Source organism: Bacillus methanolicus MGA3 (assembly GCF_000724485.1).
In the GTDB taxonomy this organism is placed as follows: Bacteria; Bacillota; Bacilli; order Bacillales; family Cytobacillaceae; genus Bacillus_Z; species Bacillus_Z methanolicus_A.
This window is the reverse complement of sequence record NZ_CP007739.1, coordinates 2,904,171-2,919,122: the sequence shown is the minus strand read 5'-3', so window position 1 is coordinate 2,919,122 and position 14,952 is coordinate 2,904,171. Positions and strand designations below refer to the sequence as shown.

The 14,952-nt window shown below is 43.0% G+C and carries 17 protein-coding genes; 16 read left to right on the top strand and 1 reads right to left on the bottom strand.

Annotated features, from left to right (window positions below; genetic code table 11):
* Position 1 precedes the first annotated feature (1 nt).
* The 16 genes from BMMGA3_RS14270 to BMMGA3_RS14195 all read left to right on the top strand — a co-directional run bounded on the left by BMMGA3_RS14270 (position 2) and on the right by BMMGA3_RS14195 (position 14,193).
* Positions 2 to 529, top strand: coding sequence for an acyltransferase (locus BMMGA3_RS14270; protein WP_003349390.1), 528 nt, complete (start codon positions 2 to 4; stop codon positions 527 to 529).
* A gap of 233 nt (positions 530 to 762) precedes the next feature.
* Positions 763 to 1,935: an ATP phosphoribosyltransferase regulatory subunit gene (locus tag BMMGA3_RS14265; RefSeq protein WP_038502305.1), complete on the top strand. Its 1,173-nt coding sequence runs from the start codon at positions 763 to 765 to the stop codon at positions 1,933 to 1,935.
* Complete coding sequence (gene hisG / locus BMMGA3_RS14260) at positions 1,935 to 2,582, top strand: ATP phosphoribosyltransferase (RefSeq protein ID WP_003349394.1); 648 nt, start codon at positions 1,935 to 1,937, stop codon at positions 2,580 to 2,582. Before BMMGA3_RS14265 ends, hisG begins: the two co-directional genes overlap by 1 nt.
* A gap of 21 nt (positions 2,583 to 2,603) precedes the next feature.
* Positions 2,604 to 3,872 (top strand): histidinol dehydrogenase, encoded by a 1,269-nt coding sequence (hisD, locus tag BMMGA3_RS14255; protein ID WP_003349396.1) that lies wholly within the window; start codon positions 2,604 to 2,606, stop codon positions 3,870 to 3,872.
* A 41-nt stretch (positions 3,873 to 3,913) separates the two neighbouring features.
* Positions 3,914 to 4,501, top strand: coding sequence for an imidazoleglycerol-phosphate dehydratase HisB (hisB, locus tag BMMGA3_RS14250; RefSeq protein WP_003349398.1), 588 nt, complete (start codon positions 3,914 to 3,916; stop codon positions 4,499 to 4,501).
* Positions 4,502 to 4,566: 65 nt separating this feature from the next.
* The gene (hisH, locus tag BMMGA3_RS14245; protein ID WP_003349401.1) at positions 4,567 to 5,205 is read left to right on the top strand and encodes an imidazole glycerol phosphate synthase subunit HisH; all 639 of its coding nucleotides are present in this window, start codon (positions 4,567 to 4,569) and stop codon (positions 5,203 to 5,205) included.
* Between the two features lie 83 nt (positions 5,206 to 5,288).
* Positions 5,289 to 6,020 (top strand): 1-(5-phosphoribosyl)-5-[(5-phosphoribosylamino)methylideneamino]imidazole-4-carboxamide isomerase, encoded by a 732-nt coding sequence (gene hisA, locus BMMGA3_RS14240; protein WP_003349402.1) that lies wholly within the window; start codon positions 5,289 to 5,291, stop codon positions 6,018 to 6,020.
* On the top strand, positions 6,020 to 6,778 hold the full coding sequence (gene hisF, locus BMMGA3_RS14235; protein ID WP_003349403.1) for an imidazole glycerol phosphate synthase subunit HisF: 759 nt from the start codon (positions 6,020 to 6,022) through the stop codon (positions 6,776 to 6,778). Before hisA ends, hisF begins: the two co-directional genes overlap by 1 nt.
* Positions 6,775 to 7,428 carry a bifunctional phosphoribosyl-AMP cyclohydrolase/phosphoribosyl-ATP diphosphatase HisIE gene (hisIE, locus tag BMMGA3_RS14230; RefSeq protein ID WP_003349404.1) on the top strand — a complete coding sequence of 218 codons (654 nt, stop codon included), beginning with the start codon at positions 6,775 to 6,777 and terminating at the stop codon, positions 7,426 to 7,428. The genes hisF and hisIE overlap by 4 nt, the downstream gene beginning before the upstream one ends.
* A 130-nt stretch (positions 7,429 to 7,558) precedes the next feature.
* The gene (locus tag BMMGA3_RS14225) at positions 7,559 to 9,055 is read left to right on the top strand and encodes a tetratricopeptide repeat protein (RefSeq protein WP_003349405.1); all 1,497 of its coding nucleotides are present in this window, start codon (positions 7,559 to 7,561) and stop codon (positions 9,053 to 9,055) included.
* Positions 9,056 to 9,174: 119 nt separating this feature from the next.
* The gene (gene trxB / locus BMMGA3_RS14220) at positions 9,175 to 10,125 is read left to right on the top strand and encodes a thioredoxin-disulfide reductase (protein ID WP_003349406.1); all 951 of its coding nucleotides are present in this window, start codon (positions 9,175 to 9,177) and stop codon (positions 10,123 to 10,125) included.
* 385 nt (positions 10,126 to 10,510) lie between these two features.
* Positions 10,511 to 10,969 carry an NUDIX hydrolase gene (locus BMMGA3_RS14215; RefSeq protein WP_003349407.1) on the top strand — a complete coding sequence of 153 codons (459 nt, stop codon included), beginning with the start codon at positions 10,511 to 10,513 and terminating at the stop codon, positions 10,967 to 10,969.
* A 27-nt stretch (positions 10,970 to 10,996) separates the two neighbouring features.
* Complete coding sequence (gene rapZ / locus BMMGA3_RS14210; protein ID WP_003349409.1) at positions 10,997 to 11,890, top strand: RNase adapter RapZ; 894 nt, start codon at positions 10,997 to 10,999, stop codon at positions 11,888 to 11,890.
* Entirely contained in the window at positions 11,887 to 12,870 is a 984-nt protein-coding gene (locus BMMGA3_RS14205) for a gluconeogenesis factor YvcK family protein (RefSeq protein ID WP_003349411.1), read from the top strand. Before rapZ ends, BMMGA3_RS14205 begins: the two co-directional genes overlap by 4 nt.
* Positions 12,871 to 12,910: 40 nt before the next feature.
* A complete protein-coding gene (gene whiA / locus BMMGA3_RS14200; RefSeq protein ID WP_003349413.1) occupies positions 12,911 to 13,861 on the top strand; it encodes a DNA-binding protein WhiA in 951 nt (316 codons plus the stop codon).
* A gap of 74 nt (positions 13,862 to 13,935) precedes the next feature.
* Positions 13,936 to 14,193 carry an HPr family phosphocarrier protein gene (locus BMMGA3_RS14195; protein WP_003349414.1) on the top strand — a complete coding sequence of 86 codons (258 nt, stop codon included), beginning with the start codon at positions 13,936 to 13,938 and terminating at the stop codon, positions 14,191 to 14,193.
* A gap of 99 nt (positions 14,194 to 14,292) precedes the next feature.
* On the opposite strand, the gene clpP is transcribed toward BMMGA3_RS14195, so the two are convergent.
* Positions 14,293 to 14,898 carry an ATP-dependent Clp endopeptidase proteolytic subunit ClpP gene (gene clpP, locus BMMGA3_RS14190; protein ID WP_003349416.1) on the bottom strand — a complete coding sequence of 202 codons (606 nt, stop codon included), beginning with the start codon at positions 14,896 to 14,898 and terminating at the stop codon, positions 14,293 to 14,295.
* Positions 14,899 to 14,952: the final 54 nt, after the last annotated feature.

Genomic DNA, 14,952 nt, shown 5'->3' with positions numbered 1-14,952 from the left:
CATGAGAAGAACGATCCGTTATCCTGTTAAAGGCGCCAATTCATTGCGGCATGTCTATAAAACGGTTCCCTTTTGGAAAGTAGTCAAAAATTTTATTGTGATTCAAATTGCGCGATACACTCCGTTTCTCGGGGTAAAAAACTGGCTGTACCGGACATTTTTAAAAATGAAGGTCGGCGAGGAAACTTCTTTTGCATTAATGGTGATGCTTGATGTGATGTTTCCCGAGAAAATAAGCGTTGGACGCAATACGGTGATTGGCTATAATACGACGATTTTGGCACATGAATATTTAATTAAAGAATATCGTCTTGGGAATGTGCACATCGGCAATGAGGTAATGATTGGTGCGAATACTACTATTTTGCCAGGGGTAACGATAGGCGACGGAGCGATTGTATCGGCAGGCACGCTTGTCCATAAGGATGTCCCGCCCGGTGCATTTGTCGGAGGAAACCCGATGAGGGTGATCTACACGAAAGAAGAATTGGAGAAACGATGGGCAAATGACCCGATATATGGAAAATAAAGGTCTGGAACTTTGCGTTTCAGACTTTTTTTAGAAAACTTTCTGTTGACTGTAGTCAAAATGAGAGATAAACTACATATAACTTCACTTTGCTACCATATTAGCGAACTAAAGTATTCAGAACTTTTATATAAATAAAGTTGATTTAAACGGGCAGATTGATTGCTTTTAAGCTGTTTGAAGCAGCAGCCGCATGCATCGTGGACTCGTTTACTAAAAAAAGGGTGAAAAGAATGAGCCAGTTATTTATGTTTGAGAAGCCTCTCGGTATGAGAGATACACTGCCGGAATTATATGAAACGAAGGATCATGTACGGTCCTCTATTGAAGAAGAAATGAAACGGTGGGGCTATCAGTTTATTGAAACTCCCGCGCTTGAATATTATGAAACGGTGGGAGCCGTGTCCGCTATATTGGACCAGCAGCTGTTTAAGCTATTGGATCAGCAGGGACATACACTTGTGCTCAGGCCTGATATGACGGCACCGATAGCACGTGTGGCCGCTTCCAAGCTGTTAAAAGACGATATTCCGCTTAGGCTTGCTTATTCTGCGAATGTTTACAGGGCGCAGCAGCGGGAAGGCGGCCGTCCGGCAGAATTTGAACAAATCGGTGTTGAGTGTATCGGTGACAGAACAATAAGTGCTGACGGGGAAGTTATCGCCTTAATGATTTCGTCATTAAAAGAAGCCGGCCTATCAGAGTTTCAAGTTTCAGTTGGCCATATTGGATTTGTGCAGGAATTTTTTCGGCAAATTCTCGGAACGGAAGAACGGGCCAATGCATTGATGAAGTTTTTATATGAAAAAAATTATGTCGGTTACAGGGAGCATGTAAAAGCACTTGGCCTTTCTTCCATCGATAAACAGCGTTTGCTGGAGTTTTTGCAGCTCAGGGGCGGCGAAGAAGTCATTGAACGGGGTTTCGAGCTTATCGAAAACGGATGCGGTGCTGAAGCCGTTCATCAATTGCGGCAGCTCTGGGAAACGATTTCCGATTATGGTGAAGAAGCATCTGTAAAATTTGATTTAACGCTTGTCAGCCATATGAGCTATTACACTGGAATCTTATTTGAAGTGTATGCCGGCAACGTTGGCTTTCCGATTGGAAATGGCGGAAGATACGACCTTCTGCTGCAAAAATTCGGTAAATCAACCGGAGCAACCGGGTTTGCCCTAAGGTTGGACCGGATGATCGAAGCGCTTGGAACACTCGAAAAAAGCGAGCCGGTCATTTGTATTTTATTCAGTGCCGAACGCCGAAAAGAGGCCTTTGAAATGGCGAAAACGAAACGTGCGGACGGTATGCGGGTTGTTCTCCAGGATATAAACGGGGTAAACAATGTGGATGCATGCACCAATAAGTATGCCGATACGATCTTTTTATTAGGAAGGGGGCCTTCGTAATGAGTGAGTTTTTAACGGTTGCAATGCCGAAAGGCCGGATTTTTGAAGAAGCTGTTGAGCTATTGAGAATGGCTGGCTACCGTTTGCCTCCCGAATTTGAAGATTCACGGAAACTGATCATTGATGTGGAAGAAGAACGGATGCGCTTTATCCTGGCAAAGCCGATTGATGTTCTGACTTATGTGGAGCACGGTGTGGCAGATCTTGGGATTGCGGGAAAAGATGTTATGCTTGAAGAGGAACGGGATGTTTACGAACTGCTCGACTTAAAAATCAGCCATTGCTATCTTGCGGTTGCCGGGCTCCCAAATACGAAAATGAATGATGTCGCTCCTAAAGTAGCGACGAAATATCCGAATGTGGCTGCAGCTTATTTTCGTGAGCAAGGAGAACAGGTAGAAATAATAAAATTAAACGGATCAATTGAATTGGCGCCGTTAATCGGACTTTCTGACCGAATTGTTGATATTGTTTCAACTGGACGTACATTGAAGGAAAACGGTCTTGTTGAATATGAACGGATTGTTGATATTACATCGCGGCTTGTCGTCAACCCGGTAAGCTATCGGATGAAAGATGAGCGAATCAGTGAGCTTGTGGAACGGCTAAGCACGGTAATCGAGGAGCAGATTGTCCATCAGCCGTAAGCATCTGAAAGGGTGGAAGATGTGAAAATATTAAAGGTCAAGGATCTCATTTCGATTAAAAGAACGGTTGACAGCGGAACAGAACAACAGCGGGCTGCTGTAAAAGAAATCATCAGGGTAGTTCGAGAAAAAGGCGATTCTGCCTTACTTGAGTATACAGAGAGATTCGATGGAATCCGGTTGTCTTCTTTAATCGTAACGGAAGAAGAAATGGAAGAGGCATTTAATGAAATCAGTGGGCACATGGTTTCGATTATTGAGGATGCGGCAGAGAACGTTCGCGCTTTTCATGAAAGACAATTGCGGCCTTCCTGGATGTCAACCGATGAAACGGGGACGATTCTCGGACAAAAAATAACGCCGTTGGATTCTGCCGGCGTTTATGTACCGGGCGGAACGGCTGCCTACCCTTCTTCGGTGCTGATGAATGTGATTCCGGCTAAAGTGGCAGGTGTAAAGCGGATTGTTATGGTTTCTCCGCCTGACCGAAATGGCAAACTTCCGCCAGCCGTGTTAGTGGCGGCAAGGATTGCCGGAGTGAAAGAGATTTATAAGGTCGGGGGAGCGCAGGCGATAGCGGCGCTTGCTTATGGAACAGAAACAATCAGACCTGTTGATAAAATTACCGGTCCCGGAAATATTTATGTAGCACTGGCCAAAAGAGAAGTGTTTGGCGATGTTGACATTGACATGATCGCCGGACCAAGTGAAATTGCCGTGCTGGCTGATGATTCGGCAAGGGCGCATGAAATAGCTGCCGATCTATTATCGCAGGCGGAACATGATAGACGGGCATGCAGCATTCTTGTGACAACATCAGAGAAACTGGCAAACGATGTTGCTTTTGAAGTGGAAAAACAGCTTTCCGAACTTCCCCGCAAAGAGATTGCGGCTCAATCGATTGCAGATTTCGGAGCGATTTATGTCGCGGAAAATATGGATGAAGCAGTTGAAACAATTAATGCTCTGGCGCCTGAGCATCTTGAGATCATCACAAAGAATGCCATGGAGCTTTTAGGAAAAATCCGTCATGCCGGAGCCATTTTTATCGGCAGATTCAGCTCTGAACCGGTCGGCGACTATTTTGCCGGACCTAACCATGTGCTGCCGACAAATGGAACAGCGCGGTTTTCCAGTCCGCTTAGTGTCGAGGATTTTCAAAAAAAATCAAGTATTATTGCTTACAGTCAAACAGCACTCGAGCAAAATAAAGATAAAATTGCTGTGTTTGCCCGTTTAGAAGGGCTTGAAGCACATGCCCGGGCAGTGGAAGCAAGATTTAAGGATTGAAGAAAAAAGATTGAAGAACCATTCGTGATGGAGGCAATAGGATGGAAAGAACCTCAAGTATAAATCGAAAAACGAACGAAACGGATATTAAACTAACGTTTTCAATCGACGGTGAAGGCAAGTCGGACATCGAAACCGGTGTGCCGTTTATGACTCACATGCTCGATCTGTTTACGAAACACGGCCAGTTTAACCTGACAGTTGATGCTAAAGGCGATATTGAAGTTGATGACCACCATACAACAGAAGATATCGGCATATGCCTTGGACAGGCTCTCCGTGAAGCACTAGGCGATAAGAAAGGAATCCGTCGTTATGGAAATGCTTTTGTTCCGATGGATGAAGCTCTCGCTCAAGTTGTTGTCGATTTGAGCAACCGTCCTCATCTGGAAATGCGCGCTGAGTTTCCAATCCAAAAGGTAGGAAGTTTTGATACAGAGCTCGTCCACGAGTTTTTATGGAAGCTTGCCCTGGAGGCGCGGATGAATCTTCATGTGATTGTACATTATGGACAAAACACGCACCATATGATCGAAGCAATTTTTAAGGCACTTGGCCGCGCTCTTGATGAGGCGACAATGATCGATCCCCGGGTGAAAGGGATTCCGTCTACGAAGGGGATGTTATAGGGCAAGACTCGTACTACTTTAACGCGTTAAAGTAAGCCGGGAGCTTTACGAAAGGGGTTTTATAAATGATCGGCATCATTGACTATGGAATGGGAAATTTGTTTAGTGTAAGTAAGGCGCTTGAACGGTTAGGTGCATCTTATTTCATATTTGAGGACCGGCAGGAGCTGCGTGGCGCAAGCGCTTTAATTTTACCAGGCGTCGGCTCTTTCCGGGATGCAATGGCCAGACTGAATGAGTCCGGGCTCACCGATATGGTAAAAGAGTATGTCCAAAGCGGCCGGCCTTTGCTTGGCATTTGCCTCGGCATGCAGCTTCTTTTTGAGGAAAGCGAAGAAAACGGCTTGACGCAAGGGCTGTCGCTGCTTCCCGGAAAAGTCCACCGTTTCCCGGGAATCACGGAACAGGGGGAGACGTATAAAGTCCCGCATATGGGATGGAACAAGCTAAATCTGGCTGCCCCGTCTCCTATTTTGGAAAATATAACTGGCGGGTATGTTTATTTTGTCCACTCTTATTATGTAAGTCCGGGAGAGCGTGACGTCGTGATTGCGGATACCGATTATGACGTAAAGGTTCCGGCGGTAGTTGGAAGAGGAAATGTTTATGGAATGCAATTCCATCCTGAAAAAAGCGGAACATTAGGTATGCAGCTTTTGCGTAATTTTGTCGCACTTACCGAGTCTTTAAGCTTTGTGGGATAGCTGCCCGAAGTGTTAAATGATCACAGCCCTCATTGGTGAAAGTTTCTTCTTATTTAGATGGCAGGGGAAAGGATGACGGTGTAATGGCTTTTACTATATACCCCGCGATTGATATGCGCGGCGGAAAATGCGTTCGGCTTCTTCAAGGCGATTATGAGAAAGAGACGGTTTATGGAGACTCTCCGTTTGAAATGGCGGCCTGGTTTGCTGCTGAAGGTGCGGAATGGATTCATATGGTTGACCTTGACGGCGCAAAGGATGGAAAACGGGTTAATGATGAATTTGTTATTAGAGCTGCCCGTGAGCTGGAGGTAAAAGTCCAAATAGGCGGCGGCATACGGACGGAAAATGATATTGTTCATTATTTGGAAAATGGCGTGGAGCGAGTCATCATTGGCAGTGTGGCGGTATCCAATCCGGAGTTTGCAATTGAAATGATTCGAAAGTACGGTAAAAAAATTGCCGTTGGCATTGATGCGAAAAACGGATATGTTGCTACTCATGGCTGGCTGAAAACAAGTGAAACGAAAGCAGTCGAGTTAGGAAAACACTTTGCTGATGCCGGCGCAGAAACGTTTATTTTTACCGATATTGCAACCGATGGAATGCTTTCAGGCCCTAATTTGGAAGCTGTACGGGAAATGGCTGAAGAAACGGGAAAAAGTGTTATTGCTTCCGGCGGCGTAAGCTCCATTGAGGATTTGCAAAAGTTAAAAGCTTTTTCAATGAAAGGCGTAAGCGGTGCGATTGTCGGCAAAGCCATTTATGAAGGACGTTTTTCCGTTAGAGAAGCGCTGAGAGAGGTGAATGGCTGATGCTGACAAAACGAATCATTCCCTGTCTAGATGTGAAAGATGGGCGGGTTGTCAAAGGAATTCAATTCGTTCAACTCCGTGATGCGGGCGACCCTGTTGAACTGGCGCGCATTTATGACGAGCAAGGGGCGGATGAGCTTGTCTTCCTTGATATTAGTGCATCCCACGAAGGCCGGAAAACAATGGTTGATGTCGTAAAGGCAGTTGCATCGGAACTGGCGATTCCATTTACAGTCGGAGGCGGTATTAACTCGTTGGAAGATATGAAGCGTATTTTACGAGCCGGTGCCGATAAAGTTTCACTTAATACCGCGGCTGTATTGAATCCTTCTTTAATTACGGAAGGGGCGGACTTTTTCGGTTCTCAGTGCATCGTCGTTGCAATTGATGCAAAATATGACCCTGAATTAGGCTCATGGCGGGTGTATACGCACGGAGGCAGAAAGCCGACCGAATGGGAAGTGATCGATTGGGCAAAGGAAGCGGTTAAGCGGGGAGCAGGTGAAATATTGCTGACAAGCATGGACAGCGATGGCGAGAAAAAAGGTTTTGATCTATCGTTAACGAAAGCAGTCAGCGAGGCAGTCAGTGTACCAGTGATCGCATCCGGCGGAGCGGGAAACGCGGAACATTTTGTCGAAGTATTTTTGAAAGGGAAAGCGGATGCCGCATTGGCAGCTTCGATTTTTCACTATAAAGAGACATCTGTAAGTGAAGTGAAGGACTTTTTGAAAAAGAATGGGGTGCATGTTCGATGAACATGGAATCGATCAAATTTGATGAAAAAGGGCTTGTCCCAGCAATTGTCCAGGATGCGTCAACGAAAGAGGTTCTTACGCTGGCATATATGAACCGCGAATCTCTCAGGAAAACGATGGAGACGGGAGAGACATGGTTTTACAGCCGTTCGCGCCAGAAGCTCTGGCATAAAGGGGAAACGAGTGGAAATACACAGAAGATTGTTGAATTGAAGTATGATTGTGATCAGGATGCAATTCTCGTCCTTGTTCAGCCTGCCGGGCCGGCATGCCATACAGGGTCTGTCAGTTGCTTTACAGAAAGTTTCTATAAAAGCGAGGAAATTGTAGAGGTGTCTGAAGCAGCTTCGGGAAGCCTGCAAGATTATCAAATTTTGCAAACTCTAGAAAAGGTGATTGAAGAGCGCGAGCGGGAACGCCCGGAAGGAGCCTATACGACTTATTTGTTTGAAAAAGGCGTTGATAAGATTTTGAAAAAGGTCGGTGAAGAGGCTTCAGAAGTTATCATCGCCGCAAAAAACCGCGATGCGGATGAGTTAAAGTGGGAAGCAGCAGATTTGCTTTATCACTTAATGGTGCTTCTAAGAGAACAGCAGCTTCCATTCAAAGAAATTCTCAAAGTCTTATCCAAACGGCACGAAAATAAATAAAATATTTTTGGGGCCAGGTCCTCGATCGTTGAGGGCCTGGCCCTTGATTCAGTTCCTTCAAGATCCCCTTCTCTTTCGGCTTGCTCTTATGTTATACTATCGTAGTTAACAATGATAATTGGAGGATTGCATGGGGAACGATTCAAAAGCAAGACATCAAAAGGGAATGTTACTTTCATTTATTCCAACAGGGGAGTATTACTTCACAAAGGGGATAAAAGCATATCAGAGGCGGGATTTTCAAAAAGCAAAAAAATATTTGCAGCGTGCCATGCAGCTGGAACCTGGCGAGCCAATGATTGCCTGCCAGCTGGCAATTGTTTATACAGAGTTGGGAGAGTACCAAAATTCAAATCGTCTTTTGCATTTTATCCTCGAAGAATTGGATGAAGAAATGGTGGAATGCCACTATTTTCTAGCAAATAATTATGCCCATCTCGGATTTTTCAAAGATGCCCGCCACCATGCTAAACTCTATTTAGAATTAGATCAGGACGGCGAATTTACGGAAGATACAAAGGACTTGCTCTATCTGTTGAATTTGGAATCGGAAGAGCTTGGAGAAGAGCTGTATGAAGAGGATGACCTCATCATTAAACAAGAACAGGCTCGCGAACTGCTTGAATCAGGCCATTTTCCAAAGGCAATTGAATTATTAAATGGAGTAATTAAGGAGTACCCGGAATATTGGTCTGCCTATAATAACCTTGCGCTTGCATACTTTTATCTCGGAGAAATTAAAAAAGCCGAGGATATATTAAATGAAGTTTTGCGTTTAAATCCGGGCAATTTACATGCCCTTTGCAATAAATTGGTATTTTCTTTTTACCAGAGTAAAACTAAAGATGTAAAGAAACTGAAAGAAGCCTTGGAGAAAATTAAACCGCTCTCAAGCGAGCATCAGTTTAAGCTTGGGGCTACTTTTGCGTTAATTGGCGAATATGGACTGGCTTATTGCTGGCTAAAGAAGCTTTATAAGCAAGGATATGACGGAGATGGGGGATTTTACTACTGGCTGTCCATTTCTTCGTATTATACCGGGAGGGAACAAGCAGCCCGCAATATTTGGAAAAAGGTATTAGAATTCAATCCTGAAAAAGCCGGCCTTGAACCGTGGAATGAGGAAAGACCTTCTGTCAGAGGCTTTGAAGACCATATTGCCTCGATTCTGAAAAAATACGAAAGCGACTATATCGAAGAGAGGCTTTTTGCCATTTTTTTAACCTCTCTTTCTGGCCAAAAAGATGAAATTCTTGCATCGAGACAAGTTGTTTCAAACACGAAACTATCCGAATTAGAACAAGAATATTTATTTTTTATAAAAAATAAAGCCGGCAACCAGTTTGTAAAAATGGCACATGAAATTGCAGAAGTTTTATATGAAATACATCAGCCGATTGGAACAAAACAAGTTGGGCTGTATTTACTATGGTTTTCTGTTTTTGCAGAAGCTGCAAAATCAAACATTACCCTTAAAAATAAAAAAGCATGGGCAGGCGCCATTGAGTATAGCTGGCATAAATTGCGGGATGAAAAAGAATCGCAGAAATCAATCGCCAGCATGTATGGGGTTTCTTTGTCCACATTGCAAAAATATATAAAATTGGTGAACAGCTGTCTCCGGTGAGCAATATTTTGGACATTAATACTTGGGTCTTATAGGATAGGTGTAGATAGGAAATAATAAGGTGAACATTAACGTATGAATCTAAACTGATATCCTATTATTATAAAGGAGTGTACAAAGTGTCAGAAGAAAAAATTTATGACGTTATCATTGCCGGAGCAGGCCCTGCCGGAATGACAGCTGCCGTTTATACTTCCCGTGCCAACCTTTCAACATTAATGATTGAGCGCGGTGTGCCGGGAGGGCAAATGGCAAATACCGAAGATGTTGAAAACTATCCTGGTTTTGATCATATTCTTGGTCCAGAATTATCAACTAAAATGTTTGAACATGCGAAAAAATTCGGAGCAGAATATGCCTACGGTGATATAAAAGAAGTGATCGATGGGAAAGAATATAAAACCGTTGTAGCCGGTTCAAAAGAATACAAAGCCCGCGCGGTCATTATTGCGACCGGTGCTGAATTTAAAAAGCTTGGAGTACCGGGTGAAAAAGAATTTGGCGGTCGCGGTGTATCTTATTGCGCCGTTTGTGACGGAGCCTTTTTTAAAGGAAAAGAGCTTGTTGTTGTCGGCGGCGGAGACTCTGCCGTTGAAGAAGGAGTATATTTGACAAGATTTGCGTCAAAGGTGACCATTGTCCACCGTCGTGACGAGCTTCGTGCGCAAGCAATCCTTCAGCAAAGGGCTTTTGCTAATGAAAAAATTGATTTTATTTGGAGTCATACGGTTAAGGAAATCAATGGAAAAGACGGCAAGGTTGACAGTGTAACCCTTGTATCCACAAAAACAGGTGAAGAAAGAGAATTTAAGACAGACGGTGTCTTTGTATATATCGGCATGGTGCCGCTTTCTAAACCATTTAAAAATCTCGGAATTACAAACGAAAATGGTTATATTGAAACAAATGAAAGAATGGAAACGAAAGTGCCCGGTATTTTTGCGGCAGGAGATGTCCGTGAAAAATCGCTGCGCCAAATTGTTACAGCTACAGGCGATGGAAGCATCGCAGCCCAAAGTGCTCAGCATTATATTGAAGAACTAAAAGAAGAACTAAAAATAAAAGCATAAAAAACAGATGGGGACAGTCCTTCATTAAAGCAATGAGGGCCCGTCCTTCATTAGTTTAACGTGTTTACGGGGGAATGGGATATGCATTTGTCGAATTATGTAGAGGAAGAGTTTTGCAAAAAAGTAATTATGTTTTAATTCTCCTGTAACAGAAGTGAAATAATCTTTGGGTATGATAATAAAAGAAATTGACCCCCTTTTAAAATATAATCCTTTAATCAGCACAGGCATCCTGTGCTCTTTTTTTGTTCTGTTTTTTACTATATTTATCGCTTTACTATTAATTGTGGCTGATTTACAAAAATAGTATAATGAAAAGAAGGAGATAACTTTAGCATGTTGAAGTATGCAGATAAAAGCGTACGGCTTAATTGAGGTGACGAAAGTGCAGCGGGTGACAAATTGCGTACTGTTAAAAGATAATAAAGTTCTTCTTTTACAAAAGCCTCGCCGCAGCTGGTGGGTTGCTCCCGGCGGCAAGATGGAGCCGGGTGAATCGGTAAAAGAAGCTTGTATACGTGAGTTTCGGGAAGAAACAGGCATTTATTTGCGGAACCCGAAAATAAAAGGGATTTTCACTTTTATTATGAAGGAAGGCGACCGAGTGTTGTCTGAGTGGATGATGTTTAGTTTTCTTGCCACAGAAGCAGATGGTATAAATTTAGATCAAAGCGAAGAAGGAATTCTTGCCTGGCATGAACTTGAGAATATAAAGAATCTTCCGATGGCAGCAGGTGATCATCATATTCTTGAATATATGATCCATGGCAAAGGCGTGATTTTTGGGACATTTACATACACTCCGGAGTTCGAGCTGATCAGTTATCGACTTGATCCAAGCTAGAACCACATTGATAAAGGGGGAGAGAAAATGAGTACCGGTGCGGCAAATGATATCCAAATGGTCATCATTACAGGAATGTCAGGAGCAGGAAAAACAGTTGCGATTCATAGCTTTGAAGATCTTGGTTTCTTCTGTGTCGACAATTTGCCCCCGACATTATTGCCTAAATTCCTAGAACTGATGAAGGAGTCTGGGAATAAGATGAATAAAGTGGCGCTAGTGATGGATTTAAGAGGAAGAGAATTCTTTGACCACCTTTTTAAAGCGCTCGATGAGCTGGATGAAACATCCTGGGTCACTCCGCAAATTCTGTTCCTTGATGCCGATGATTCTACATTAGTAAGGCGATACAAAGAAACAAGGCGCTCTCATCCGCTTGCTCCTTCCGGTCTTCCCCTTGAAGGAATTAAGCTAGAACGAAATTTGTTGGAAGAATTAAAAGGCCGGGCCCAAATAATCTATAATACATCTCAAATGAAGCCGCGGGAACTTCGCGAGAAAATCTTGAACGAGTTTTCAGCTAATAAAAAGACGATCTTTACGGTAAATGTCATGTCTTTTGGCTTTAAACATGGTCTTCCGATTGATGCAGATCTAGTATTTGATGTCCGCTTTTTGCCAAATCCACATTATATTGATCATATGAGGCCAAAAACAGGACTTGACGATGATGTCTCCAGCTATGTTCTCAAATGGAATGAAACGCAAAAGTTTTTAGAAAAAGTAACAGAACTGCTCAGTTTTATGCTTCCTCATTATAAGCGGGAAGGAAAAGCGCAGCTTGTCGTAGCCATTGGCTGCACCGGCGGGCAGCATCGATCGGTTGCAATAGCGGAATACATTGGACATTATTTTGAAGAAGATTACAATACACGCATTACGCACCGAGACATTGATATAAGAAAGGATAAAATAACATGATAAAGAATGGACAGCCCAGAATTGTCATCATCGGCGGTGGTACAGGTTTGCCGGTTCTCTTGAGAGGATTAAAACAATATCCTGTTGATATAACGGCAATTGTCACGGTCGCAGATGACGGAGGGAGTTCCGGACGTCTCAGAGACGACATGCATATTCCACCGCCAGGTGATATAAGGAACGTACTGGCGGCCTTATCAGACGTTGAACCGCTCATTGAGAAAATGTTCCAGCACCGTTTTAACACATCAAATGAGCTTTCAGGGCATTCACTAGGAAATTTAATCCTTGCTGCAATGACATCCATTACAGGAAATTTTGTGCATGCCATCCAAGAAATGAGCAAGGTGCTAAATGTCCGCGGAAAAGTGCTGCCTGCAGCCAATCAAAGCGTTGTTTTGCATGCTGAGATGGAAGACGGAACAATTGTGTCGGGCGAATCAAAAATCCCGTTTTCGGGGAAACGGATTAAAAGGGTATTTTTAACACCGGAAAATATAAGACCGCTTCCGGAAACAATTCAGGCAATAAGGCAGGCAGACATGATAATCATTGGACCTGGAAGCTTATATACAAGCATTCTGCCAAATTTGCTTGTTCCAGAGCTTGGTGATGAAGTATGCCGGTCAAAAGGGAAAAAGGTATATATTTGCAACCTTATGACCCAGGCGGGCGAAACGCATGACTTTACTGCAAGCGACCATGTGAAAGCAATATATGAGCACATGAAATGCTCTTTTATCGATACAATCCTTGTGAATAACGAAGATATTCCAAGTCATATACAAAAACGATATAAAGAAGAACTTGCCCAGCCAGTCCGCTACGACTTGCAAAAGTTGTACGAACTTGGATTGGAAGTTGTTTACGGTAAAATTGTAAGCCTTGATAACGGAGTCATCCGCCATGACACAAAAAAAGTTGCAGAAATATTATATTCGTTATTATTAGATGAAACCAAAAAGAGAATTAATGCGTAATAGGTAAAGAAGCTGTTTGTCTGAACTGGAGGTGAGGGGGATGTCTTTCGCTTCGGAAACGAAAAAGGAATTAACTAATCTTGAAATAAAGGATTGCTGCGCAAAAGCGGAGCTATCTGCGTTAATTCGAATGAATGGATCACTTTCTTTTTCCAATCGAAAGCTTGTCGTTGATATTCAAACAGAAAATGCGGCAATCGCAAGAAGAATTTATATATTAATCAAACGAAACTACAATGTTCAAATCGAACTTCTTGTCCGGAAGAAAATGCGCCTGAAAAAGAATAATGTATACATTGTTCGGCTATCGGACAAGGCAAAGGACATATTAGAAGACTTAAAAATTTTAGGAGAAGGCTTTACGTTTGTTCATGATATATCCGGAGAACTTGTGAAAAAGAAATGTTGTAAGCGCTCTTATCTGAGAGGGGCTTTCCTTGCCGGAGGATCCGTGAATAACCCTGAGACCTCTTCTTACCACCTCGAAATTTTTTCATTATATAAAGAGCATAATGACTCATTATCTGAGCTGATGAATACGTTTGACCTTAACAGCAAAACACTTGAACGTAAAAAAGGATATATTACGTATTTAAAAGAAGCAGAAAAAATTACAGAATTTCTGAACATTATTGGCGCCCATAATGCCTTATTAAGATTCGAGGATGTCCGGATCGTCCGGGATATGAGAAATTCGGTGAACCGTCTTGTCAATTGTGAAACAGCAAACTTAAATAAAACAATTGGAGCGGCTCTTAGGCAAGTGGAAAATATTCGTTACATTGACCAGACAGTCGGGCTGCATGTGCTGCCTGCAAAATTGAGGGAAATAGCTGAACTTCGGATTGCCCATCAGGACATAACGCTAAAGGAATTAGGAGAAATGGTTTCTGGCGGAACAATCAGTAAATCGGGCATTAATCACCGGTTAAGAAAAATAGATGAAATCGCAGAAAAATTGCGTGCCGGTGAACCAATATCCAAATCATAAATGCCGAGGTCCTTGCTGCTTTAACGTGGTAAAAGACTGATCGTTAGACATTTAATGATAAGGGAGGATTTGTGATGGTGGAGAAACAGGTGAAAGTTACGTTAAAAACGGGCTTGCAAGCGCGTCCAGCAGCGTTGTTTGTTCAAAAAGCAAATCGTTTTTCATCAGATATCTATTTGGAGAAAGACGGGAAAAAAGTGAATGCAAAAAGCATCATGGGACTGATGAGCCTGGCAGTAAGCAATGGAGCTGTTGTTACTCTCATAGCAGATGGCAGTGACGAACAGGAAGCGATTAAAGAGTTGGCCAATTATATTCAGCAAGAAGATTAAGAAAGAGGCTGTCTCATAAGGGTCTGACCCTTATGAGACAGCCTCTTTTCCAAATTGCCAAGATTCAGCGCCTGGCTTCGAAGGGCTTTAGTTGTTCACTTATTTTTTACTCTTATCCTCAAGAGAATTTCTTGTAATGATGTGGTCAACTAACCCATATTCGAGCGCCTGCTGGGCAGTCATAAAGTTATCGCGGTCAGTATCTTTTGCGATGACTTCAACCGGCTGTCCAGTACGTTCTGAAAGGATTTGATTTAACTTGTCACGAAGGAACAAGATACGTTTTGCGGCGATCTCAATTTCTGTTGCCTGGCCTTGGGCACCGCCAAGCGGCTGATGGATCATCACTTCACTGTTTGGAAGGGCATAACGCTTTCCTTTCGTGCCGGCTGCCAATAAGAAAGCACCCATGGAAGCAGCCATTCCGATACAAATCGTTTGAACGTCAGGCTTAATAAATTGCATCGTGTCGTAGATGGCCATACCTGCAGTAATGCTTCCGCCAGGGCTGTTGATATAGATAGAGATATCTTTTTCAGGGTTTTCAGCTTCAAGGAACAGCAGCTGGGCAACAATTGAGTTCGCTACATAATCATCAATTGGGGTTCCAAGCATAATAATACGGTCTTTAAGTAGGCGGGAGTAAATGTCATATGCACGCTCTCCCCGGTTTGTTTGTTCAATAACTGTAGGAATTAAATTCATATTTGCTCTTCCTCCTTTAATCTCTCTGCGTCATACATTTCTGTTCAAGGTTCT